Source organism: Leptospira tipperaryensis, assembly GCF_001729245.1.
Classification (GTDB): Bacteria; Spirochaetota; Leptospiria; order Leptospirales; family Leptospiraceae; genus Leptospira; species Leptospira tipperaryensis.
This window is the reverse complement of sequence record NZ_CP015217.1, coordinates 503,840-528,344: the sequence shown is the minus strand read 5'-3', so window position 1 is coordinate 528,344 and position 24,505 is coordinate 503,840. Positions and strand designations below refer to the sequence as shown.

The window sequence follows — 24,505 nt, the reverse complement described above, 5'->3', positions numbered from 1 at the left end:
GTAAGGGTATGCCAGGATTCAAAAAAGGGCCTAAAATTTTGAATTCCCTTGTGTCGAACAAAAATATAGACCGGAAACCCGTCGTTTTTTCGATCCTCTTGTGATTGTCATTTCTCAGAGTTTCGTAAGAATGGTTCGAAGTTCCGAAAAATCACAGAGATATGTCCGCACTCCCTCTCAAACTCGATCCGATTAAATCCTTCTTTCAATACTGGAAGAAAGAATTCTTCCCTCTCAAAATTTTAGATAAATATTTATTCGGAGAATTTTTCAAAATCTTTATCGGAACCGTAATTCTTCTGACCGGAATCATGTTACTCTCCCTGGTAAACGATAACATGAGAAACTTTACGACAACGAAAGCGCCTCGTTTTCACGTGGCCCTTTTTCTGCTCTACAGTCTTCCCAAGATCATTTCCACAACCGTTGTATCGATGTCTTTGATGTTTTCGATCTGCTTTACCGTGGGACAGTTTTCAGTGAACAAGGAACTCGTCTCCATGATGGCGGCGGGAGTTTCTTTTTTTAGAATCGTAACACCTCTGATTCTTTTTGGAATTATTATGTGGGTCATCATGCTCTTAGGAACGGAGCTTATCGTAAGGCCGGTCAACAAACTCGCGAAGATAGAACACGATACTCTTACCGAAGGAATGGGAACGTTAGCCAACAGCGTCTATCAGTTTCACGTAAAGGGAAAAGAAGGATTCTATTATTTATATTTTTACGATCCGGACAAGGACGAGATCAACGGAGGATTTAATTATATCCGACTCCGGCCGGACGGATCTCCCGAAACGGTGATATCTTCCTTAAAAGCAAAATACAATTACGAGACCAGACTCTGGAAAATGAAACGGGTTGAAGAATGGCATTTTGACAACGACCTCAATCTATCTTCTCAAGAATCCTTCGACGAAAAAGAATACGAGTTACCCGAAGACCCGACCTACTTCAAGGTTCCCGCGGGCTCCGTTGAAGAAATGAATTTGATCCAATTGGGAGAAGAACAAAAAAGAAGAATTCAGAAAGGACTTCCTTACGGAGACGTTCTTACCGAAAAACATTCGGTCTTTGCACTTCCGATGATGACGATTATCGTAACGTTGATCGGAACGATCGCGGGTTATTTTACAAAAAAGACTGCGGGAGTCGCCTCTTTAGGAATTACGATCGGAGTCGTTTTGATCTACTATATCTTCAATTCTGCGGGCAAATCCTTAGGCGAAAACGGAGTCATTCCAGCGTTCTTGGGAGTTTGGATAACTCCGGGAATGTTTTTGGGCTTATGTTTTTGGATGTTTCGTCGCATGAATCTTTGAAATCTTAAGTCAATTTATATTTTTTTTTACAATTTCCGAAAAAAAATTCATTTATTTCCCGAGTACCGTCCGATATCTAGTATAGATTGTCTACAGAATTAAAATCTTTGATGCGACATAGAGCACTTAAGGAAAGAAGTCCCTTCTAAAGTTCACAACAACAGTTGGTGTTCTTTCCGGATTTATCATTCTGAAGGGAGGAAAGAACATGGAAGTTCCACTCACAAATCTGATCAGCTCGGCTGAAAAACTCATCCGCGACAAACGGTCTTCCGTTAGCGGGAGAACTGCGTCTGCACAAGAAGGACAAGGAAGTCTGGACAAAACAGAATTTTCTTCGGGACTCACTTCCCGATACTTGAAAATCCAGGAAACCCTTTCCAGCCTGCAGGGAGAATTCTCCAAAGAACAGATGAAACTCGGAATTTTGAATGAAGGGAGCACGCCTAACAGCGAACTCATCAACATTCTTTTCGGAGAGACACCTTTGTTCAGAGAGTTATCGGAAAATCCGGATATGGATCAGGCCGTTCTAAAAGAGCAGATTCAAGATAAAAAGAATAAACTTACGGATTCGATCCGTAACTTGGAAGTAGAATCAGAGAACATTTTTTCAGTGGGAATGTTGAAAGGTCAGGAGAATTTCTCCAAATCCTTAGAAGCCATTACCGGAAAAGGCGTTCAGATGAAACAACTTTCCGAAAAAACCATAGAACGTTTGATTAAAGAATAAGAATCGGGGAATTTTGTAGAGTTAAATTCCCCTTCTTTTTTTACCAACCCCGGATCTTCAATCTACTCGGATATCACATTAGAATTTCCGCATTCACTTTTTAACCTGCGTCCTTATCGGTGAAATTCTCCCTCCCTTGAATTCGAATCCATTCACTTGAGATTTTCTTTAAAGTTTCCGTACGTTTTAAATGTGAGAATATTTTTTCGATGTCGTTTAGATAATCGATCCACAATTCCAGCTTGAGTTTTCGAGGGCGATCGGGAACTTCCAAGAAGAATTCTTTATAAGCCGAGTTTTTATTTTCGAAAGGAGGCGGAATTCTTGTATCGGATTCTAAAACCCTAGGTTCGTAAGATTTTTCTTTCTCTTCCTTGGTCGCATTTCTATATAACTTTCTAAGTATAAATTCTTCCCGAAACTTTCCGGATTCCGAATATACTTTGAGTCGGAGCGCACGAAAAAGATCTCCGGTAGGATACGAATGACCGATCCCGTTGGACACGATTCGAACCGCTATCGTTCTAGGTCCGACGTATTCCGCTTCGAGTTCGAGACTTTTTTTCAAGTCCGGGAGAAAATGTCCTCCGCGGAAGGAATGTGTATTTTTAGTCGAGGGCGCAAGATGACAATCGATACAATTCGATTCGTTCGCAAATCCGGAATGACTCCATTCGCTCACGGTTCCTTGCATATTTAAATTGGAATATTCAAATGGAGAATTTCGATTCGCAAGAGAGGTCCAAGTCGGAAAGTTAAATTGATGACAAGAACCACAAAGCTCTTCAGTTCCGAACGAATCGATCACGATATATTCGTGGTATTTTTTTGGAGATGATTTTGGATTTTCGGCGGCAAGAATTTTTCCTTCCCGAACATGACAAACGTTACACGAAATCCCTTCCTCTGGTTTAAACGGAGTTTGATCCAAGCTAGAACGTAAGGGAGAATGACAATTTTCACACCACTGCATCGGCTCTTGGGAAAAACTACTTCTATAGATTTCATTTGTATGAGCGACTCTATGACGAGAACGGTTCCAATTCTCATAAACCGCTTTGTGACAAGGTTTGCAATCCGCGGCCGCATCCAACAGTTTCCCGGAATTTCGATCTCGGATCGGATCCAAGTCGGGATGAAAGGAAACCGGATGAACCCCTTTGTCGAATTTCAAGAATTCAAAAAGTGTTATATTTCCTTTTCCTGATTCTGAATCGATATAGGTGACCAGAAAACATCCGATCATTAAAAAACAGAATATAACATATAAATTGAATTTCATCGATTAGGTTCTAAGAATTAAAATCTCCGAATGAGAAAATACATTTTAGGTTGACCCATTTTACGGCAAACATCATTTTTATAGAATCAACTTTCGGATCCGATAAAATATGCACAAAAATAAATTCTCTTCTTTCGTTCGCTTATCAATCTATATAGCTTTTTTACTTTTTCTATATTCCTGTGCCAGCGTGCCGATCGGTTTCGGAGTCGTTCTTCAAAAGGATATTAAAGTATATTCTAAACCTACCTTAAAAAGTGAAATCGCATTCTCCTTGGACCAATCATCGCCGTATGACGTTCTGGCCGCGGATCTTCCGGACAAGGATTCGGTCAGTAAACTCCTTTGGTTTAAAATTCGTCAAAAGGACAAGGTGGGATTTATCTCCAAAGAAGAGGAAATTCTCAAAAACAACGTTTTAAACTTTCTTCCCGTAACCGGAGATAAATTCGGTTTAGTGACTGCGACTCAATTATTATTGAGAGAAACGCCAAGCACAGGGGGAAAAATTTTGGGAAGATTGGCGACGAGAAACATCGTCGAACTCATCGAGGAACATACAAAAAAGATAAACATCGATGGAATGCAAGGTACTTGGGCAAAAATCAAAACAAAAGACGGCAAGACCGGATTTGTATTTACCGCTTATCTAATGAGAGGAATCAGTCCGGAAGTTTTAGCGAAAACGGATACGATCGAATTGAGTCAGACGGGATGGGCTTTGCTTACAAAAACCCCGTCAAAAGTATTCAATTATACGAATGGAAAATTGATACCTAACTCCGAGGTTCCATATGAATTTACCAAAGGTGCAGAACTCTACTTCACTCAGAAACTCATAACTCCTCAGGGGAAAGTTTACTTTTACATACTAGGTGAAAAACGGCCCAATTACGAATCCGACGAAGAGGAACAAAGTAGAATTGTTTATTCAGGTTATCTTCCGGCCGACAACCTAAAAAACTATCCAACATATTCTAAATTGTATTTCGACAACTCACTAAATTCAAACAGAGCGCTTTTGGAAACAATCGACAAGGCATTCGACGGTGAGACCGATTTGAGTACGGTAATGGAAACGGAACATTCCTTTGGTAAAAAGAAAGTGTATCATGTGGAAGTTCAGTCGAAGAGCAGGTATATCAATGATGACTTTCCGTATAAAAGAAATCTGCTGATCCTCAAAGAAGGAAAATCATACACGAATCTGCAAATCGGGATCGGTGATATTCAGTTTGAGGATTTGGACAGAGACGGAATCGACGAAGTAATGGTTACCGAAACTTCCGGGAGATCCGGAGATATCAGCCAAGCTTTATACAGATTCAACGGATCAGGCTTTGATTCTTTACTTACTTTTTCCGGATTCAATGGAGAATGTGGACATATTACTTACAATAGCTCGAACATTTCTCTGAACTCAAAAAACTGTTCTAAAGAATCAAAAGAGAAAATTAAAACTTTTGAATATGTTCTGAAAAAAGGAAAACTCGTTCCAGTTCGATAGATCTACTTCTTTCGCACCAACGAAACCCCGTCCGCAATCGGGATCATACTGATATCGACGTTCGGGTCCTTGTGCACGAGTTCGTTAAACTTTCGAATCCCGATCGTGGAAGGTTCCTGGTGAGAATCGTCCGCGACGCTTCCGTCCCAAAGAACGTTATCCGCAATCAAAAGTCCGCCCGGTTTGAGTAATTTAAGAATGAGAGGATAGTAGTTGGGATAATTCTCTTTATCAGCGTCGAGAAAAACTAAGTCGACCGAGGACGGTCCGTAGCCGAAGTTTGGCGCCCAGCTCGGCGAAGTCTTTGAATCCGAAATCACTTGCAGAGTTTCTAATGCAGATCCGATCTTCAAATGGATCTGCTTCTCCAGTCCGGATTCCTTCCAATATCTCTTTGCTATCTTTGTCCATTCTTCGCTGATATCGCAGCAAAGAAGTTTTCCATCCTCCGGCAACGCGGAAGCAAAACAAAGGGAAGAATAACCGGTAAACGTCCCGATCTCTATGATCCTTTTGGCTCCGCTGATTTTGGTAAGAATGTTTAAGAACTGCCCTTCTTCCGGGCTTATCTGCATATTGGCTTGCGCCAACTTCGCCGTTTCTTCTCTGAGTTTTTGAAAGGAGGAAGGTTCGTTAACGGAAAACTGGAAGATATACTCTTCCAGTTTTTCAGTCAGTTGAATGTTCTTTCGACTCAAGGAGTACCCTCGTAGATTTTTTTCAAATCGGCTACGATGTTTTTCTGCATCGCTTCGTTGGTTCCTCCTCCGATGGAAAGAAGAATGGAATCTCTGTGAAGTCTTTCGACCGGATATTCTCTGCAATATCCGTATCCTCCGAGCGCTTGAATCGCGTTCCGAGACACTCGTTCTGCCATCTGAGTCGCCACTAATTTTGCGGACGCAGCCCCTAAAGAATTTCGATTTTCCGGATGAATTTGAGAAGCTACGTTGTAAACAAGCGCGCGGGCCGCTTGGAAATCCGCATAAGATTCTGCTAATAGTCTTTGGATTTGTCCAAACTCGGCGAGTTTTTTACCAAACGCCTCTCTATGACGAATCGTGTAGTCGGCCATGATGTCCACACAACGTTTTGCGATCCCTAAAGACTGAGCCGCGAGAGTGATTCTTTCGATCTCGAGATTTCGCATCATGTGAACGAGAGCGCCGTCTTCCTGACCTACCAAATTCTCCGCAGGAACTTCACAATCTTCGAATATAAGTTGAGTCGTCGGGGACGAACGCATTCCCATCTTCTCTTCTTTTTTTCCGACGCTGAATCCCGGATAAGAACTTTCTACGATAAACGAAGTCATCTTCTTGGAATTCTTATCCAATTTTGCGTAGATCAAAAATACGCTTCCCGTACTTCCGTTGGTTATATATTGTTTAGAACCGTTTAATATGTATTTGTCGCCTTTTTTGGTCGCGATCGTTCTGAGTCCAAGAACGTCGGTTCCGGCTCCGGGCTCGGTCATCCCCATTCCGCCGATCCATTCTCCCGAAATCACTTTCGAAAGATACTTCGCTCTTTGCGCGGGATTCGAACTATGATAGAAATTGTTTACGAACAATACTTCGTGTGCGAGATACGAAAGCATGAATCCGGGATCGTAAGCCGACATTTCCTCGTGAATGATCACGGCCGCTACTGCATCCATTCCCATTCCACCGTCTTCTTCCGGAACGGTTACTCCAAATAGACCCAGCTCGGAACCGATTCTTCGAAAGAGCGGAAGATTGAAGGTTTCGTGTTCGTCGTTGTCCTTCGCCTGAGAGTCCATATTCTCTTTTGCGAATTTAGCCACGTTCTCCCGAAGCGCTAAGTGATTCTCGGTCGGGTTGTATAAATCATTCGGTTTTTCTAGTAATGCTCTCATGTTGTCCTCTTCTCTAATATCCTTCTTCCCTGCGACTAAAACAGCTCGACAGAGAATCTTTCTTTTCCAAAAACTATCTTATGATCTATGCTCTCATTTTGACAATCCTTTGTGGACTTTTTTTCTTCCTATCTTACAAGGGAGAAGGAACTCCGAAAAGCCTTTCTTCACTTAGGATCGGGTTTCAGAACGCCCTCAATTCTCCATTCCAAAAGAATTCTCTTTTCCTACTTCTGTCTCTTTGCACTTGGATGCTTCTTCCGCTTTTTTGGGGGCTTGCCTTTTTCTTAAAGACGGATGCGAATGTTCTGATCGTAATCGGATTTATGGTCTGGACGTACTACTGGTTGAAATATCTATTCTCAACCGATGAGATCGCTTAGACTTGCTTAAAAAAGTGGTTTGCACTACATAGACACAAGATTTTTGTGTTAACAGCACTAATTTTTTTTGGAGTACCCATTTAATGAAAATCATCGTATTAGTGAAACAGGTACCTGACACCGAAACCAGTATTAAAGTAGGGGATAAATCCATCAACGAAGCCGGAATCAAGTGGATTATTTCTCCCTATGATGAATTTGCTATCGAGGAAGGAATCAGACTGCGTGAAAAACACGGTGGCGAAGTAATCGCTGTTTCCCTTGGACCAGACAGAGTTGTAGAAGCTCTTAGAACCGCTTACGCTATGGGCGCCGATCGCGCGGTTCATGTCAAAGTTGATAACTACGTTCCTTTTGATACGAACAACACTGCGGAACTGATCGCTAATTTCGCGAAAGCCGAAAACGCAGACGTAATCATCGGAGGAAGACAATCGATCGATACTGATTCTTCTCAAGTTGTAGTTCAAGTTGCGGAACTTCTCGGAATTCCTCACGTAGCTTTTGCTGTGAGCCTTGAAATCAACGGAACTGCAGTAAAAGCGACGAAAGAAGTAGAAGGTGGAACTCAAACCATCGAGACTACTACTCCAGTAGCTCTTACGGCTCAAAAAGGATTGAACGAACCTCGTTATCCTTCTCTCAAAGGAATTATGACCGCTAAGAAGAAACCCGTGGAAACAAAATCCGCCGCGGATCTTGGTAGCCCTGCGAGCAAAATCGAAGTTGTTGGACTCGAACCTCCTCCACCACGTATTCCTGGAAGAAAACTGGAAGCCGCAGATGCAAACGCTTTTGCAGCTCAACTCGTAAAAGCTCTCAGAGAAGAAGCTAAGGTTATTTAAGGAGAACACCCGTGAGCAACGTATTAATTGTTGGCGAATTGAAAGACGGAGAACTTAAAAAAATCTCCAGAGAAATCACTTCCGCAGGAAGAAAGATCGCTGATTCTATCGGCGGTAAAGTTGTAGCTCTTTTGATCGGAAGCGGAGTTGAAAAACACGCTCCTGAATTAGCGGCAGTCGGAGCTGATACGATCATCACCGTAAACTCTGGAGAATACAACGCTGAAACGTATTCCAATCTGGTTGCGGAAGTAATCAAGGCACAAGGCCCGGCGGTAGTTCTACTTCCTCACACTTCACAAGGAAAAGATTATTCTCCTCGTGTTGCTGTAAAAGTAGGAGCTGGAATCGTAGCGGACGTTGTTGGATTCTCCGTTGATGGTGGAAAGGTTGTAGCAAAAAAACCGATCTACTCCGGAAAAGCTTACGCAAATTTTAAAGTAACAAGCGCGATCCAAATTTTTACCGTTCGTCCAAACTCTCAAGAGATCACTCAAAAAGCGGGAGCGGGAGCTGTAGAAGCGGCTTCTCCAGCGGCTGGTGATGCGAAAGTAAAAATCGTTTCTACCGACCTGAGCGGCGGTTCGAAAGTTCAGTTGACTGAAGCTTCGATCATCGTTTCCGGCGGTCGCGGAATCAAAGGACCAGAAAACTGGCCGATTCTTCAAGAACTCGCTGACACTCTCGGTGCGGCTCTCGGAGCTTCTCGCGCGGCAGTGGATGCTGGTTGGATTTCTCACTCTCACCAAGTTGGACAAACTGGAAAAACCGTTTCTCCAAATTGCTACATCGCATGCGGAATTTCCGGCGCGATTCAGCACTTAGCGGGAATGGGATCTTCTAAGTATATCGTAGCAATCAACAAAGACGGAGACGCTCCGATCTTCAAAGTTGCGACTTACGGAATCGTTGGAGACCTTTTTGAAGTTGTTCCTGCGGTTACTGCAGAGTTCAAAAAAGTACTTGGATAATCAACCTGCGAAACGACCCGTAGGGAGTTGAGCATGAGTTTTTATTCAAAAAAAGTACTTGGATAATCAACCTTCGCGCATAGTTTGAAACTATGGCATTTTTGAAAATCAGGAGACTACTCCCGGGTGCCGCAGGACTGATCCTAGTCTGCGGCATTTCTGTTTCAGGGGATCCTGGACGCGACAGACTCAACGCACTCTTAGGAAGAATGGGAGAAATTTCCAGTCTTCGAGCCAGCGTAACTATCAATAACGAAATTTCCGGAACACTTTCTTTTAAGAAACCGAACTATTTACACGTCAAATTCTCTGACGGCAGAGTTGTATCTTCCAACGGAAGATTTCTTTGGTTCTATTCTCCAGCAAGAGCGATCGTAGGCAAACAAGACCTCCGCGGAAGTACGGGCGGCGTCTTTGGATTGTTAGGCGGTTACGAAGAAGTGACCCAAATTGGCGGATCGATCCGACTCAAATCGCCGACAAAAACATACGAAGAAATTGTTGTAACAATGAATCCCGATAATACTCCTAAGTCGTTAAGAATGAAACACAGAGGAACCGGCGAATATACTTCGATCAGTTTTTCCGGTGTGCAGACTAACGTAGGTTTATCGGCTTCTCTTTTTAACTTCAGCGCTCCTTCCAGTGCGCAGATCGTTGAAAACCCGTTAAACGAAAAGGAATAGTCTTTTGTCTCTAAACTCAAGGACCGACGCTCACAAGATATTCGCGGATCTCTATCGTAAACAGAGGAGCCCCGAACATCAGGAGCAAATCGACGAAGTCATTCAAAAGTCGAACGATATCTTTATTCGCATCGATTTGATGAAGAAGGTCGACGAGGACTTTGAGAAAAAAAAACAAGAGGACAATAAGAAGACGGACGAAGAGGACAAGTCCAAGAGAAGTTCGGAAAGAGCGTCCACATCCGCAAAAACTGCTCCGAAACAAAGTCCACAAAGGAAAAACGACGCAGCGGCTTCCGCAGCGGGAATCGGTTTTCTCGCAAACCTCTTCGGAGGAAATGCCGCCATCAATAAATTCGCAAAGGATACCGGCACAATCGACGTCGGTTTTCTCGGAAGAAAATTACAAATCGCGCCCGGCGTTCAGAATCTTTTCAAATTTTTAAAAGAAGATCAGATCATCGCGACAATCCAGGCGCTCCGATTTTGTGAACAACAAGGCTGGAGATACTGGAAGCCTCTCGTTTATAACGTTGTATTAAACTTCAATAAACTTCTAAACAGCATCATATCTTTGGACAGTTTATTCATCGATCAGATCTCACCCGAGATTTTTCTCAATCGGGCAACTAAATTAGAACTTTATTATGCGCGACATTTGAGCCGGGAAGATTCGAAAGATATCATCATGACTCAGGTTCCGGAACTCATCAAAAAGGATGAAAAACTCATCCCGAGAATGCCTCAGATCATGGCAGGTCTTACTTACGGTCTCAACCTCGAAAACGGAAGACCGAGAATGACCGATGCAATTCGAGCCTTTCATATCGTTGCGACCAAGAGAATGATCTCTTGGGAAGAAATCGTTCAACAACTCAACGTTCCTCCGATCAACGAAACAAAATTCCAAGGCTCTTCCGATATCATCAAAGAGGTGGAAACAACTCTGATCCGATTGGCGGACGATATTCAAACTCGTCTCAATCGAAAAGAAGAACTTCAGAACCTAAGAGAAAGATATTTTAGAATCGACGATAAAGGAAGAATGAATTTCGACTTTCTAAATCAGATCGTCGACGACTACTTCGAAAATCACGTTCCGGAAAACATGCAATCCGCTTCGATCAAATCGGCTTTTAAGGGAACTCCTCATAAGCTGATGTATCTTCTCCTCCGAGACTTTCAGGCTTCTTACGCTCCGGTTTTGGAAGGAACCGTAAAGATCGGCAGCAAGAATCAGAGCCGGGACGTAATCATTATGCTTCCCGGACTTTTCAAAGGTGATATAGAACAGATCAATAACCTACTCCGACTTCTGGATGCGTTTAACAAAAAGTATCCGAGTTTTCAGTATAGTTTTGCGACTTACAACGAACATACGACTTCAAGCGCCGGCGTTGAAGATCAGATCACGCAGAATCTTTTGAAACTTCTCGGAGACGCAGCCGGGTTTATGGGAAAGTTCGCCGAAAAACTCAATATCCTCGTTGAAAATCATCTTTTAGCAAGACAATACGAAACCGCGGGAAAGTTGAACGATAGAGTCTTGGTCTCCAAAGAAAAGGTAATCGACGAAATTAAAATTCTTCATAGATTTATTCCATATTACGATTCCACTGTAGTCTCCGGAAATCGTCTTAACGGGAAAACCTTGGACTTCGTCTTTTTGGAAATGGCGAAACTTCTCTACAACTACGCCGTCATCTACAAAGACAAACCTACGATCACAAAACTTACCTTACATAAAAAAATCGATACGGAACTCACAGCTCTGATGAAAGAATACGAAAGACTCGCCGGAAAAGAATACGAGACAACAAGAATGGAGGAAGCATGAGGATTCTCACAGGAGTCCAGCCCTCCGGAAAACTTCACTTAGGAAATTTTTTCTCCGTCATTCGAAAACTCAAAGAATACCAAGATACGACCGATCTCTACTGTTTTGTCGCGGACTTACATTCCTTAACCACATTCTCATCCAAAGATAAACAAAGAGAAAATACCTATAACGCAGTTTGCGATTTTCTCGCGCTTGGAATCGATCCCGAAAAAAGCACATTCTGGCTTCAATCCTCCGTGCCGGAAGTGACGGAACTCACTTGGTATCTGAGTCATTCGATCACCGTAAACCAATTGAACTTAGCGCATTCTTACAAAGACAAGGTGGCAAAAGGATTCAGCCCTGGCGGCGGACTTTTCTTTTACCCGGTTCTGATGGCTGCGGATATACTCGGGTTCGATAGCGATCGGGTTCCGGTAGGAAAGGATCAGAAACAACACTTAGAATATGCGAGAGACATCGCATCCAATTTTAACAGAGAAGTCGGAAACGTATTCAAAATTCCGGAACCGGAGATCGACGAAGCTACCGCGCTCGTACCGGGAACCGACGGACAAAAAATGTCGAAGTCTTACGGAAACACGATCAACTTTTTTGATTCCGAAAAAGAACTTAAGAAATCTATAATGTCTATTATGACGGACTCTGCGGGCGTGGACGAGGCCAAGGATCCGGATAAAAGTCATATCTTCGCGATTCATTCTTTATTCTTAGATACAAAAGGAAAGGAAGAATTAAGAAATAAATTTTTGACCCCTGGAACCGGTTACGGAGATCTCAAAAAACAACTCCTACAAGACACTCTGGATTACTTTGCTCCTTACAGAAAGGAAAGGGAAAAGATCGGAGCCGATCAGAGCTTTGTCGAAAGCGCCCTCAAAAAAGGAAAAGAAAAAGCGCAGAAAACGATCACGGAAGTTTTAGATCGAGTTCGAAAAGAATTGGGAATGTATCGTTTTTAAGGAGCGCTCAATTCCCTTTTGATTCGCAGAATCGGACCCGGTCGTCTTTCAACAATTCGCCCTGAGGGGAATGATGAATTCGCTCAGAGGACAAAATCTCCTTACACATATTCAAGAAGATGAGAACGATCGCCAAGGGAAAAGTTTAGAGGAATTCCCACAACGAGAGAGGTCCAACTTTTTATTTGCAAATATAAGGCTTTTCTGATAGAGAAAAGTTTCCCGAGTTTTCCCACGGACCCGCCTCTATCGCCTAAAATATGTTTAACCTTAGCCGCAAAGTTGGAAACCTATCTACGATCAACAAGATTCCAATCGGAATTTTTGTAGGAGTTCCTACAAAAATTGGGAGTAAATTTTTTACTTGAAAATATTAGATTTTTCTGATAGAGAAAAGTTTCCCGAGTTTTCCCACGGACCCGCCTCCACCGCCCAAATTCAGGGTGGGGCGCGCGACTTTTACGGAAGACGTCGGTCCTACGACAGATTCTTCTTACAATTCAATATTTTTGTGGGCTGAACGATTCAGGTCCGTTCTCGTTGTAACCCCAAAAGTATAAAAATCCCATCCGTTTCGACAGATTTCCAATCCTAAAAAATTTATTATCGGCAAAACGGCCTCCGCGCGAACTCCCCTCGGAACCGTTTGGAGTATGGGAAAACACATTCGCAACTGGCAGCCTTGTTCTTCTTTTTCTAAATTCTCCTTTGGAACCTTGATCGGGATTTGTATCCAGCTGATCTTCCCGGAAACTTCCTTGTTATGGATCGGAATTCTCCTCTCCGTCTTTTCGGGAAGCCTTTTCTTTAGAAAACGATTTCAAATTTCAGAATATATTATTTTTGGAATATTCTTTCTTCTTTTGGCGACAACTCTTTGTCCAGAACGTTTTCAAAGAGAAACGGGGAATCAGACATTCTCCTTTTCCAGAAAAAATCTTTTTGGAAAAACGGAAACCTTCTTTCAAGATCGATTTCGAGAAAGAATTTTACAACACCTCGGAGAAGCGAATCTGGAAAAGAATACAAATCGGATCGCATTAGGACTCATTTTCGGAGAGGCAAAACAACTCTCAAAGGACTTTAAACAAAAAGCAAAAGAAGGAGGAATCTTACATCTTTTCGCGGCCTCCGGTCTTCATTTAGGAATTCTTATGGGGGTTCAATTTCGACTTCTCAATTTCTTTCCGATTCTTGGATATGCAGCGCCGAGAATTGTTCCACTCCTCACCGGCTTTCTCTATCTATCAGCTTTGGGTTATCCGGTTTCTCTCACGAGAGCTTGGATCTTTGCGGGAATACTTTTGGTCCAAGGGCTTTTCTTTCGAAAACTTCGCCCGGTTGATCTCCTCCTCTGTTCCGCGTGGATTCTCTGGATCTGGGATCCTCCTCGTTTCTACTCGGTATCTTTTTGCCTTTCTTTCGGAGCCGTGACCGGAATTTTTTTCTTTTCCTATCCGATCCAAGTTTCGCTCGGCTTTCTTTCTAATGAGAATTCGATTCTTTCCTTTTTCAAAGAAAACCTAACCGTTTCTTTTTCCGCCGGCTTGGGAACCATGCCCGTTCTTCTTTTTTCTTTCGGCGCATTCAGTTTTGGATCGATTCTTCTCAACCTCCTTGTCGTTCCGTTAGCCGGAATATTACTTCCGATTCTTTATCTTTCTCTGATCCTTCACGAGACAGGAATTCGTTTTCTTTTGGAATCCTCTTGGTCCGTAACTGAATTCTTAATCCAAATTCTTTTTTATCTTTCCAATACTCTTTCCAAACCTCTCGGATTTTATAAAGAAATGGGAGACGCTCTCTGGCTCGGAATCGCTGGCTGGGTCATCCTTTCTTTCTCCGTAATTTTCTTTGCGGTCTTTATCGAAAAAAACTTTCTTAGAAACAAAGAATCTAAGGATCCATTTCATAATATTCAAAATAAAGAATATAATTATAATCCGGCAAGACGAATGTTCTCAAAAAAATCCTATTCTTATTTTTGTATCCTTTTCTTCTTAGGAATTTTTGGAATCCACTTTTTTCTCTACAAGGCGCCGGGTCAATTTCCTCAACAGAATAGGATCGTAAACAACCGATTCTTTTTTCTTCTTAGAAACGGAGATTCCCTCTTCTTCTCCGGAAAATGTAAGTATGCGAACAAAAAGATCGCGAATGCGTTTCGAACTTCAAAACGTCTTTACTGTGATTCTTTGGAAGGACAATTCTTAAAAAAAATCCACGTTGACGACGAGTCTTGTCTAACTTGGGCTTTTCTCTGCGCTCAAGAATCTCCAAAAACGGAATTACTTTACTCCGGTCGAGACGCCGATCTTTGGAATCTTGTTAGCCGCGTTTCACTAAAAAAATCGAATCCGATCCGTGAGATTCCGCTTCCGGGCGATTCTAAGATTCTTTTCTTCCATACAAAAAAAGATTCTCTGTCTCAGCTTGCTCAAAAGACAAAATCGGGCGAGGGTTGGATTCTTCTGGAAACTCCTTTTGGGAGCAAGGATCGTGCGGAAGTCTGGAATCGAAATCGAAAACTGCTTGGGCTTTCGGAGAGTTGGATGTTTCTGGAGAAAGATGAGCTCCAGAGAATACCCCTTTCGAAAAGTTTCTGAGATTCGGAAATTTCTGGAATCCAAGTCTTCGGCTCCTCTCAAAAGATGGGGACAAAATTTCCTCATCGATCCGAATGCGATTCAAATCATCCTTTCCGGTTTGAGTTCCGATCTTCTTCCTTCCATCGATCGAATCTTGGAGATCGGCCCCGGACTCGGCGCGATCTCTCACGGGCTTTTGGATTTTCACAAGCCGGTAACTCTCTTTGAAATCGATCCGGTTTATGCGACTTGGTTGCGGGAATACCTTCCCGAATTCGAACTCAGAGAAGGCGACGCTCTGGGCTTTCTTTCGGAATATGAAAATCAAAAGGTTTATCTTTTTGGAAATCTTCCCTATTACATTTCTTCCGAACTTACTTTGAGCGCCGTAAAAAATCTGAAGGGACTTGTGGGAGCAACCTTCTTGGTTCAGAAAGAATTTGCAAAAAGAATCTCAAAGGAAGCCTCTTCGATTCAATTCTATTTATCCGCTTACGGAAACTGGAAACTCAAAAAAAATATCAAGGCCGGCGCCTTTTATCCAAGACCCAATGTGGATTCTTCCATCTTAGAATATAGAGCCAAACCCGCGTTTGACGATGAGTTCGGTTTTATCGCTCTGGAATGTCTTTGTAGAATGGCGTTCTGGGGAAAACGTAAAAAGTTGACTTCTTCGTTTCGGGACGCGCCGATTACTTCCCTTCCTCTCGAAGTGCATACATCTAAGAATTTTTTGGAAGAATCGTTTCGCGCCGAATGTTTCAAGGCTTTAGAAAACGCAAAGATCGACGCGGATAAAAGACCGGAAGAATTAAAACCGAAGGACTTTCACGAAGCGGCAAAATCACTTTCAAAATTTGTAAAAGTGATTCTGGAAAAGAATTCTTAAGATTTCTTATTAAAGTCCTGATATTCTTTTAAAACTTTTTTTGTAAATTCCAAGTATTCTTCTTCTTTCTTAAATCCGAAATGCTGCAACACGGAAGTCTGAATGAGAGAATAGTCAGCTAAACCCTGAGAAATATCGATGATCATATCCGAAAGATAAATCGTAAACACGGCGTCCTGGAATTCTTTTTTTACAAGAAGAGGTCGGTGATGCATTTCTGCGGAGACTCGAATCGTATCCGAGAAATTCCACTTTTCACAAATCATTCCGCCTAAAGTTGTATGAGAAATTCCTAATGCAGCTTCTTCCAAAGTCAAAGGGGACGGAAAGGAACGGTTCCCGAGCAAATCGGAAATTTTGGCTGAGATCTCGGGTTCCAAGGAAAGAAGAATCACTCGGCCTACGTCGTGCAAAAGGGCCGCACAAACCAAAACGGTGACGGTTTGTTTTTTCCATTCCATTCTTTCTCCCAACCTTCTGCAGATAAACGCGGAAAGGCTGGAACGTTCCCAGATCGCTTCAAATTCTTTATAACGTTCTTCTAATATCTTTTTGGTTCCTAAACTCAGAAGAATGTTGTTCAACTCGGACAAACCGATCACCTTGATCGCGTCGTCCAAATTTTCAACCCTTGTCCTTTGACTAAAAGACGCGGAATTTGCCAACTTGAGAATATTTGTGGAAAGAGAAACGTCCCTTCCTACGAGTTCGGTAATACTTTGAATCGAAGAATCCGGCTTGTTGATCAGGCTCATGATCTGATTGATATTATCGGGAAAGGTCGGAAGTGTATCGACCTCGGAAAGAATATCTCCAGTTTTTTGAAGATTAATATTCCGTTTTTTGAATCCAAAAGGAATTTTGATATAAGCCGAAGTGACCCCATCTTCCGATTTGATCCGATAAGAATCCCCTTCAATCCCTTCGTTTTTTAACATCAACAAAGACATCGCAAGTCCGAGCCCCGCTCCCTCGGATTCGTCTCCGTGGTTTTCAAAAACTTCGGAAAGATCGTTGTAAGTATGGGCTTTGGAAATTCTTTCCTGAACCCTTTGGTCTTCTTCCGGAAGAATGCCTACGTTATTCGCAACCTTTAGTAAAAAACTATTTTGATTAAAACCGAACGTAATCAAAACGTGAAGGCCCTTTTCTTCCAGAAGATCCGTATAAAGATCTTTTTTAGAAATCAGTTCGGATTTGAATTTTTCCATTCCGATAATGTATTGTTTCGGATCCGTGATATCCAGGCCGGCTTCCTGAAAAATCACCCTTTTCTGATTTGCCTTTACGGCGTTCATGATCGTTTCTCTTAAGATGGAAAAGATACATTCTCGAAGAGAAGTGATATCCAGATATTGAAGATAACGATCCAGGAGAAAACTGATGATCTTATCGATGTTACGATTGAGATGAGTGATTCTAAGATAGAGAGGGTTGAGGGACTCAATGGGAACGTTGAGATTCTTGACGGAAAGGTAATAACCTTCCTTTTCGTAGTGATACCATTGAATCTTCATTTACCGATTTCCAAAATCCAATCGGGCCGGCGAAACGTCAACCCAAGGTAGAATTATGACTCTTTAGAGATTTGTCAATCGGTACTTTTCGTTCAAAGTTCTTTCCTGTCCAGAACAACTTTTCCAAAACCCAAAGAGAGAAAAATCCAAACCCCAACCTGCGCCAAGGAATATTCCCCGTAATAATGAACCTGAGAAAGGCTCTTTGCGAGAAGAGAGCTTGAAAAGAAGAAGATCGTTCCTTCCTGAGGCAAAATCCAATAGATCACTTCCAGGATTTGTTTTTTCAGGTCCGTAGTTTGTACCAAACTCGCCGCCGCCTGTTCATAGATAAAAAGATCCAGGAAGGTGGAGAAAACCAACAAAGCCAATCCTCCAAAAAAAGCCGCATTCTTTCCAAAACTCAAAACGAGTAAGAATCCAAAGACGATCAGAAAGTAAAAAACGGGGAACATCGTGATACAAGCTTTCAAAAGATCCCAGGAAAAAGCTCCGCCGGATAATTGCTGTTTTACGAGATAGGTTCCTATCAAAAACACAGCGTTCGCCAAAATGAGGAAAAAGACCCCGAAGGATTTTCCAACGAGATACGTGAGCGAAGAAACCGGTCTGGAAAGAATCGGGAGATATGTTTTGTTTTCCAATTCTTCTCCCAAAAGAGAAACTGGAAGAAACAAAGCGAGGACCGTATTCCAAAAAGCGAAAAAGAGAAACACTATATAGATCTGAAAAGTAGGATTCCCGGATTGGTCTTCTCCGCCGACTTGAATATCGCAGCTGAAATTAAAAAATAAAAAAAGCGCGGATATTATAAAAATGAAATATACGATTCTTTTCCGAAGAGTTTCTCTCAGAGTTAAAAACGCGACTGAAAATACTTTCGGAATTTGATCTTGGATCCAAGAAAGATTACTCATGATTTCCTCCGGTCACTCTTAGGAAAACTTCTTCCAAGGATTCCGTGATTCTTTCATACTTTAGGATGTTGGCTCCAAGCGCTACGAGTTCCGCCGGAATTTTTCTGAGATCGATTTCGTTCGTAGGAAGGAATTCGATCTGATTCTCCGTAATTTTTTGTTCCGAAGAAATTTTACGGATATAAGAATCCAACTCCGATGAAACGGATTCCACTTTTACAAGAATTCGATTCTTTCCCTCTTTCAAGGATTCGAGCGGACCGATCGCGGCGAGAGTTCCGAGATTGAGAATTCCGATCTCATGACAGACTTTTTCCACTTCCAAAAGTCTATGAGAATTTAGTAATACGGTAGTTCCCTTTGTTTTGTTTTCCTCCACGAGGGTTTCCCTGAAATCGATATAACCTTTCGGATCCAGTCCGGAACCCGGTTCGTCCAAAATCAAAAGTTCAGGATCGCCGATCAGAGCGGATGCGAGTCCGAGCCTTTGTAACATTCCTTTGGAATAACCAGCGATCTTTTTGGATCCCGCGTCGGCGATTCCCGTTTTTTCCAAAAGGGCCTTAGACTTTTTTTGAATCTCGGAGCTCCGGATTCCGGCTAACTTTCCATTGAACGTTAGAAATTCTTCGCCTGTCAAAAAGCCGGGAATCGAAACTTTTTCGGGGAGATATCCGATTCTTTTACGAAGGACCGGTGAAAAAGGAAGTCCAAATAGATGAAAGCTTCCTGCGGTTTGTTTGGAAAATCCCATGAGGATTCGGACCAAGCTGGTTTTACCGGCGCCGTTCGGACCCAAAAGTCCGAAGACGGATCCCTTAGGTACTCGGAAGGAAATTCCTTTGAGAGCGTTTTGTTCTTTGTATTTTTTTTGTATCGAATCGATTTCAATTGCAAATTCGGACATGCACTTTTCCTTGGAATCAGAGCCTTTTCTAACAAACCTGTCTACGGGGTCCAGAACCTTTAAGTTCTCTAAAAGAATCCCGTTAGGAGCCAGTGTTAAAGAATATAGAACGATTGGACCTTTTTTGCAAACGAAGGTTCCAGCGGGAGAAGGTCCGATGATTTTAGGGAATTCGTTCCCGATCCATCTCTGAAAACATGAAGATAATTATCGCAAGACACGGAGAAGCGGAACCGAATTCTCCTGACGGCACAGACCGATCTAGACCTCTTACAAAGAAGGGAATCGCCGACGTTCAAAAGATGGCGCGTTTCTTTCAGGTCGGATTTAAAGTTACAAAAATTTATCACAGTCCTTATCTCAGAACAACGGACACCGCAAAAATTTATACGGACATTCTTCATCCGGAACAAGAAACGGAATCTTTAGACTATTTAGAAGCGGGACAAGATATGTCTCGAGTTTGTCCGTTGATCAAAGGTCTTTCCAATTCGGATACGATTTTGATCGTTGGTCATAGTCCCGACGTTTCCATCTTTGCCGAAAAACTTTTAGGCATCAGCGGCGTTGGTAAAAGTTTTCTTTTTTCTCCGGGTTCCGCGTTGGCAGTGAACGTACCGAGAGAGAAATTTCTGGACGGACAAATCATCTGGTTTCTTTGTCCCGATTTTCTCTGTTAAAGGCCTTCACTTTTTTCAGTTTACAGAAGAGCCTTTTCCAAAATTCTTACAGTAATATTTAAGAATCGGGGTGTAGCGCAGTGGTAGCGCACTTCTCTGGGGGGGAAGGGGTCGCTGGTTCGAATCCAGTCACTCCGAGATTCTTTTCAAAACGTTTTCGATTTCGTTCTCACAACCCGCGGTCCGATAAAAAGAACGAATCGCCCCTTCTCTCGAAGATCCTTCTCCGGTTTGCAAAACGGTAATCACTGAATATTCTTTTGGAAGATCTTTCGTCCAACGTTCCCAAACACTTTGTTTCTTTTCTAAAAAACCCAAAAACCAAAACGCTCCACCGAGAGATCCGGTCTTTCCGAATACTTTCGAATTTTGAGAATCGCATTCGGACCAATAAGCGGATTCCTTCCAAAACTGAAACGTCTTTGAAGAAATACCTCTCGAACGACCTTCGTCTTTTAAGAATGAAACAAAAAAGTTATGTTGTGCTTCCGGAGATTTTTGGATCGAAGGAGAAAGATAAAGATTCTTCCGATTCAAAAACGGACTTTTATAAACTTCCGTAACAAATCCGATTCGTATTAGAAAATCCTGAAATTCTTCATAACGTTTCGAATCTTCTTCCAAGAACGAAAGAAAAAAAGAATTGGAAGAATACAACATCGCTTCTCGGAGATTCAGAGCGCGGGGAGTATGAGGAATGTGTTTTTCGGAACTTACTTTTTGAAAACTAGGATAAACCAAATTCTTTTCGATTAGAAAAAGAGCGATCCAGTATTTAAAAGTGGAGGCAGGTGTGAAGTTTTGCTTGAGAAGAATCCCCTCCCCTGTGATGGAGGGAGAGGAATCAATGAAGTGTGAGAATAGTGTAATTTCCTTGGAATGAATCTCTCCGGCGGAAACTAAAGACCAGAGAGTAAGAAATAGAATTTTGCTCCAGCGCAAAGAAACTTATTTCTTAATGAAATGATTCAGAATGTTGTCTCGGATCTCTTCGAACCGAACCAATCCCCAAGCAAGATTTACTTTCAATTTGAGGGCGTTCTCGCTCATGTCCTTTTCACCCTGAGCTTTGAGCTGATCGAATCTTTCTTCGATCTTTTCCTTTCCATCGTTTAAATCATCTACTAGTTTGTCGAAAATCTCGCGTGAGGTTTGGACTGCGCCGATCCCTGCGTTGATTATGTCGTTTAATTTGTTTTTTTCCATACAGCAACCTCTCAATTCGTTTTAGAGGATCTCTATTGCTATTTTTGTGCAGTGCATAAAAATAGCAAACACTTTTTTAAGTTTTTTCCTTGCCTGCCCTCAAAGTTTCCGGGAAGGTCGGAGCCGTAAAACGATAGGAAACAGCTCCAAATGACCAAACAAACCCTAAAATGTGGGAACTCCCTCGGTTTCCGAAATACAGTGATGCTCCTTTTGATTCTTACCCTTCTCAATTGTGGGGTCGACATCAAGTCCGTCGGCCCGTCCGGGGCGGCGTGCACTCGGATTGAAGGACTTCCTGGTCCGGAAGACCTGGCCTTAGACGCGGAAGAAAAGATTCTTTATGTCTCCAGCCACGAAAGAAGAACTTCTAATCAGACTGGAAAGATCTTTTGGATCGATCTCAAAAACTCTTCGGTGCCGAAAGAACTTCCCGTACAATTTCCTCCGGAGTTCCGACCTCACGGGATGAGCATCCTCAAAACAAAGGACGTCTACCGTCTTTACGTGATCTCCCACCCTGCTCTTTATAAAACACATACCATAGAAATTTTTGAACGGAAGGGAAAGGAATGGTCGCATGTAGGAACTCTCTCCGATCCTTCGATCACGAGTCCGAACGATCTTCACGCGGTTTCAGAAAACGAAATTTACGTTTCCAATGATCACGGCTCCGGCGGATTCTTTCGTTATCTTTTTTGGGACGATCTTTTCAGATTCAAACGCGCGGACATCGCGTATTACGACGGAAAGACTTGGTCCAACTTGAATACTCCTCTCTTTTACGGAAACGGAATTCTTTATACGAAGAATTCTCAAGGAAAAGAAATGCTCTATAGAGCAGGCTTCGCGGATCGAAGCGTCTATCGTTATCCGATCGAGAGAACCGACGGCAAACCGGTTCTTGGTCCCGCGGAAAAAATCTTTTTAGATTCTGGAACTGACAACTTGGAACTCGATTCTAAGGGAAGAATTTTTGTGGTCGGACACGGATCCACTTATCAATTCGTAAGACACATGTTGAACGCGGACTATCACGCTCCGACCCAAGTATTTAGAATTTCCGAAGACGGAAGTTTTCAGGAAGTTTTTGCAACGCAAGGGGATTTGATCTCAGCCGGAAGCACCGCGATTCCATTTGAAGGAAGACTTTACGTGGCTCAGGTATTCAATCCATTCATTCTCAATTGTGAATATAATAACAATTGAATTCTATTTAAAATAGATTTTTCGAATCGTGTCTGCGTAGACGGTTCCCATCAAATCGTAACCGGTAGGATTCGGATGAATCGGATCGATCTGGGGATACAAGGGAATCGTCTTTTCCGTTTCGAGAAAGACGGTTTCCATATCTGCGATCAGATAACGAGAACCGAGACTTCTCAAGTAAGGATTGATCTGGAGAATATTGGCTCGATATCCGGGCTGAATCGTAGGAGGTAAAACGGTCACAAGAATCGCCGCGTTACTCGCCTTTTGAATGGAATTTAGAAGAATCTCGTAGTTTCCGGGAAACTGATCAAGCGGATAACTGGAAACGTCGTTGGTCCCCAATTCTAAGATCAAAAGATTTTGTTGTTCTGTAAGAGCCGTTCCGATCACGTCGTTCCAACCGGGAACCGATCTTCCCGAAACTGAATAATCAGTTACCGTAAATCTTGTTCCCAACTTTTCTCTCAAACCGAAACCATCCGATCTCTGAGAAAGAGAATCTCCGATGATTCCTACTTTCAAGAGCGGACCCACAAGGGGTAAAAGAGCGGAAAGACCTTGTTGATCCGATTCCTTTCCCACGCAGGATTGAAAGAAAAAAATAAAAGCAATCGTTTCAAAAAGAATTTTTTGAATCCGGGAAGAATTCATTTCTTTTTCCGAAGATAGATCTCAGCCTGAGCGCGGACTAACTTTCGAGTTGTAGAGGGAGAAACTGAAACATTCTTTTTGTAAAATGAAGATGAATTCTCCTTCAAATACAAGTCGACGGTTTCGTTTCGTTTTGTTCCTTCACTGAATACAAAGGTATCGATGGAATCCAAGGTTCCCAAAAACATTTCCGGCGGCACGGGCAATTCTCCCGGAATGAATTCTAAGATTTGTTGATTCGGGTATTTTTCTCTGAGATAAAAATACGGATCGGGAATCGCTTGTAGATAAACCTTCTTAGAATACTTCAGTTCCGTCGCGACTTCTTCCGAAAACTTTTTTCCAAGATCAAATTCAGGATTCACAAATCCCACTTTTCGATACGCGAGAAAGAGAACGATCAGGTTGCAAAACAGAAGTCCGGAACCCGTGTAGACAACCCTCTTTCGATCCGAATCTTCCAAGAGAATTCCGCCTAACGCAGAAATCGGAATCGTAAGATACACCACATAATAAAATTCAGTTGAAAGAAAAAGAAAAGCGAGCGTCCCTAAAATCCAAACAAAAAGAAAGAGAAAACGTTCTTTCTTTTCCTTCAAAAGTCTTCGATTGATTCCGATTCCCGCCAAAAGAAAAATATAAAAGAGAATTCTAACTCCCGGATTTTCATATCCCCCGATGAGAATTTTGATCTTCGTGATCATTGAAAACACGGAGAAGAGTTCTTTCTTTCTTCCGAATTGTAATCCGAATTGAAATAAGAATAGGTCCAACTTTGGAAAAAACCAAAGGATCCATAGGATCAGAGGCAACGCTCCTCCCAGCCAAAACCAAGGTTGGAGCAGAGATGTCCTTCTCCAGAGAAGATAGAGAGATGGAATTCCAAAGACCGCGCCGAAAGGATGAGAAAGAAAAGACAGTCCAAGCAAAACTCCGGCGGCCGCGCCCTCGACCCAACTTACTTTTTCGGTTGATTCTTCTAAAGCGCTTCGAACAAGAAAGAACAGACTTCCTAAAGCGAAGAATAGACAGAGGGCTTCCATTCTCGCCATCATTCCTACTCTCAAAAAAAGGAGATCGGTCGCGAGCAAAAGGCAAGAGAAGAGCGCTGAAAAAGAGGAGAAACCGATTCTTTTTAAAATTCCATATAAGATGAGAATGGAAAACGCGGCGGTGACCGAAGTAAAAAGACGCAATCCTTCGAGACCGGGCATGATATGTTGCATCCAGAATCCGCCAGTAAGAAAATAAAGCGGAGGCATCCAGAGCGTGATTTCTTCCATTCCCGGAATCAAACCCTCCAATACGTTCGTTCTTAGAGTTCCAAAGCTGGCAAAATCCTGAGAGGGAGAATAAAATAGAACCTCATCCGGCCAAACCGGAGGAAATTCCATTCGATCGTTCTGAGGAACCCAGACAAAAACAAACGCTAAGAGAAACAGCAGCGCCAAAGGTACTGCGTTAGGCGAAATGAGGTTGGAAAGAAATTTTCGGGACATAGGACCCGTGGGAAATCCGGGAAAAATTC

23 protein-coding genes and 1 tRNA gene are annotated in these 24,505 nt (G+C 42.5%); 14 read left to right on the top strand and 10 right to left on the bottom strand.

Annotation, left to right across the window (positions count from 1 at the left end):
• The first annotated feature begins 161 nt into the window (after positions 1 to 161).
• A complete protein-coding gene (locus A0128_RS02600; protein ID WP_069606104.1) occupies positions 162 to 1,322 on the top strand; it encodes an LptF/LptG family permease in 1,161 nt (386 codons plus the stop codon).
• Between the two features lie 208 nt (positions 1,323 to 1,530).
• Positions 1,531 to 2,055 (top strand): LIC10415 family protein, encoded by a 525-nt coding sequence (locus tag A0128_RS02595; protein ID WP_069606103.1) that lies wholly within the window; start codon positions 1,531 to 1,533, stop codon positions 2,053 to 2,055.
• Between the two features lie 100 nt (positions 2,056 to 2,155).
• Here A0128_RS02595 and A0128_RS02590 read toward each other — a convergent pair whose 3' ends face one another.
• Positions 2,156 to 3,337 (bottom strand): multiheme c-type cytochrome, encoded by a 1,182-nt coding sequence (locus tag A0128_RS02590; protein WP_069606102.1) that lies wholly within the window; start codon positions 3,335 to 3,337, stop codon positions 2,156 to 2,158.
• A 109-nt stretch (positions 3,338 to 3,446) separates the two neighbouring features.
• Between A0128_RS02590 and A0128_RS02585 the strand changes: the two genes are divergently transcribed.
• Entirely contained in the window at positions 3,447 to 4,844 is a 1,398-nt protein-coding gene (locus A0128_RS02585) for an SH3 domain-containing protein (RefSeq protein ID WP_069606101.1), read from the top strand.
• Between the two features lie 2 nt (positions 4,845 to 4,846).
• Here A0128_RS02585 and A0128_RS02580 read toward each other — a convergent pair whose 3' ends face one another.
• Positions 4,847 to 5,542 carry an O-methyltransferase gene (locus A0128_RS02580; RefSeq protein ID WP_069606100.1) on the bottom strand — a complete coding sequence of 232 codons (696 nt, stop codon included), beginning with the start codon at positions 5,540 to 5,542 and terminating at the stop codon, positions 4,847 to 4,849.
• Positions 5,539 to 6,723, bottom strand: coding sequence for an acyl-CoA dehydrogenase family protein (locus A0128_RS02575; protein ID WP_069606099.1), 1,185 nt, complete (start codon positions 6,721 to 6,723; stop codon positions 5,539 to 5,541). Before A0128_RS02575 ends, A0128_RS02580 begins: the two co-directional genes overlap by 4 nt.
• An 80-nt stretch (positions 6,724 to 6,803) precedes the next feature.
• Here A0128_RS02575 and A0128_RS02570 point away from each other — a divergent pair, with 80 nt between their 5' ends.
• From A0128_RS02570 to rsmA, 8 genes are all read left to right on the top strand, one after another.
• Positions 6,804 to 7,106: an LIC10362 family protein gene (locus A0128_RS02570; protein ID WP_069606098.1), complete on the top strand. Its 303-nt coding sequence runs from the start codon at positions 6,804 to 6,806 to the stop codon at positions 7,104 to 7,106.
• Positions 7,107 to 7,189: 83 nt separating this feature from the next.
• Positions 7,190 to 7,951: an electron transfer flavoprotein subunit beta/FixA family protein gene (locus tag A0128_RS02565; RefSeq protein WP_069606097.1), complete on the top strand. Its 762-nt coding sequence runs from the start codon at positions 7,190 to 7,192 to the stop codon at positions 7,949 to 7,951.
• An 11-nt stretch (positions 7,952 to 7,962) separates the two neighbouring features.
• Entirely contained in the window at positions 7,963 to 8,922 is a 960-nt protein-coding gene (locus A0128_RS02560) for an electron transfer flavoprotein subunit alpha/FixB family protein (protein WP_069606096.1), read from the top strand.
• Between the two features lie 92 nt (positions 8,923 to 9,014).
• Positions 9,015 to 9,608, top strand: coding sequence for a LolA family protein (locus A0128_RS02555; RefSeq protein ID WP_069606095.1), 594 nt, complete (start codon positions 9,015 to 9,017; stop codon positions 9,606 to 9,608).
• Positions 9,609 to 9,612: 4 nt separating this feature from the next.
• Positions 9,613 to 11,445: a hypothetical protein gene (locus A0128_RS02550; protein ID WP_069606094.1), complete on the top strand. Its 1,833-nt coding sequence runs from the start codon at positions 9,613 to 9,615 to the stop codon at positions 11,443 to 11,445.
• Entirely contained in the window at positions 11,442 to 12,410 is a 969-nt protein-coding gene (gene trpS / locus A0128_RS02545) for a tryptophan--tRNA ligase (RefSeq protein WP_069606093.1), read from the top strand. Before A0128_RS02550 ends, trpS begins: the two co-directional genes overlap by 4 nt.
• 653 nt (positions 12,411 to 13,063) lie before the next feature.
• Positions 13,064 to 15,016 (top strand): ComEC/Rec2 family competence protein, encoded by a 1,953-nt coding sequence (locus A0128_RS02540; protein WP_069606092.1) that lies wholly within the window; start codon positions 13,064 to 13,066, stop codon positions 15,014 to 15,016.
• Positions 14,979 to 15,887, top strand: coding sequence for a 16S rRNA (adenine(1518)-N(6)/adenine(1519)-N(6))-dimethyltransferase RsmA (rsmA, locus tag A0128_RS02535; protein WP_069606091.1), 909 nt, complete (start codon positions 14,979 to 14,981; stop codon positions 15,885 to 15,887). The genes A0128_RS02540 and rsmA overlap by 38 nt, the downstream gene beginning before the upstream one ends.
• Here the strand turns inward: rsmA and A0128_RS02530 are convergent.
• From A0128_RS02530 to A0128_RS02520, 3 genes are all read right to left on the bottom strand, one after another.
• On the bottom strand, positions 15,884 to 17,404 hold the full coding sequence (locus tag A0128_RS02530; RefSeq protein WP_069606090.1) for an HDOD domain-containing protein: 1,521 nt from the start codon (positions 17,402 to 17,404) through the stop codon (positions 15,884 to 15,886). The genes rsmA and A0128_RS02530 overlap by 4 nt on opposite strands.
• 92 nt (positions 17,405 to 17,496) lie before the next feature.
• Complete coding sequence (locus A0128_RS02525; RefSeq protein WP_069606089.1) at positions 17,497 to 18,321, bottom strand: ABC transporter permease; 825 nt, start codon at positions 18,319 to 18,321, stop codon at positions 17,497 to 17,499.
• Positions 18,314 to 19,228: an ABC transporter ATP-binding protein gene (locus tag A0128_RS02520; RefSeq protein WP_069606088.1), complete on the bottom strand. Its 915-nt coding sequence runs from the start codon at positions 19,226 to 19,228 to the stop codon at positions 18,314 to 18,316. Before A0128_RS02520 ends, A0128_RS02525 begins: the two co-directional genes overlap by 8 nt.
• A 197-nt stretch (positions 19,229 to 19,425) precedes the next feature.
• Here A0128_RS02520 and sixA point away from each other — a divergent pair, with 197 nt between their 5' ends.
• Positions 19,426 to 19,908 carry a phosphohistidine phosphatase SixA gene (gene sixA, locus A0128_RS02510; protein ID WP_069606086.1) on the top strand — a complete coding sequence of 161 codons (483 nt, stop codon included), beginning with the start codon at positions 19,426 to 19,428 and terminating at the stop codon, positions 19,906 to 19,908.
• 66 nt (positions 19,909 to 19,974) lie between these two features.
• Positions 19,975 to 20,046: transfer RNA gene (locus A0128_RS02505), tRNA-Pro, on the top strand.
• Here the strand turns inward: A0128_RS02505 and A0128_RS02500 are convergent.
• Together A0128_RS02500 and A0128_RS02495 are read right to left on the bottom strand one after the other, a co-directional pair.
• Complete coding sequence (locus A0128_RS02500) at positions 20,038 to 20,850, bottom strand: penicillin-binding transpeptidase domain-containing protein (protein ID WP_069606085.1); 813 nt, start codon at positions 20,848 to 20,850, stop codon at positions 20,038 to 20,040. The genes A0128_RS02505 and A0128_RS02500 overlap by 9 nt on opposite strands.
• 6 nt (positions 20,851 to 20,856) lie before the next feature.
• The gene (locus A0128_RS02495) at positions 20,857 to 21,114 is read right to left on the bottom strand and encodes an LIMLP_16025 family protein (RefSeq protein WP_069606084.1); all 258 of its coding nucleotides are present in this window, start codon (positions 21,112 to 21,114) and stop codon (positions 20,857 to 20,859) included.
• 150 nt (positions 21,115 to 21,264) lie between these two features.
• Between A0128_RS02495 and A0128_RS02490 the strand changes: the two genes are divergently transcribed.
• Positions 21,265 to 22,323, top strand: coding sequence for an arylesterase (locus A0128_RS02490; protein WP_069606083.1), 1,059 nt, complete (start codon positions 21,265 to 21,267; stop codon positions 22,321 to 22,323).
• A 3-nt stretch (positions 22,324 to 22,326) separates the two neighbouring features.
• On the opposite strand, the gene A0128_RS02485 is transcribed toward A0128_RS02490, so the two are convergent.
• Both A0128_RS02485 and A0128_RS02480 read right to left on the bottom strand, forming a co-directional pair.
• Positions 22,327 to 22,977 carry an SGNH/GDSL hydrolase family protein gene (locus A0128_RS02485; protein WP_069606082.1) on the bottom strand — a complete coding sequence of 217 codons (651 nt, stop codon included), beginning with the start codon at positions 22,975 to 22,977 and terminating at the stop codon, positions 22,327 to 22,329.
• On the bottom strand, positions 22,974 to 24,371 hold the full coding sequence (locus A0128_RS02480) for a glycosyltransferase family 39 protein (RefSeq protein ID WP_245667225.1): 1,398 nt from the start codon (positions 24,369 to 24,371) through the stop codon (positions 22,974 to 22,976). Before A0128_RS02480 ends, A0128_RS02485 begins: the two co-directional genes overlap by 4 nt.
• Between the last annotated feature and the right edge of the window lie 134 nt (positions 24,372 to 24,505).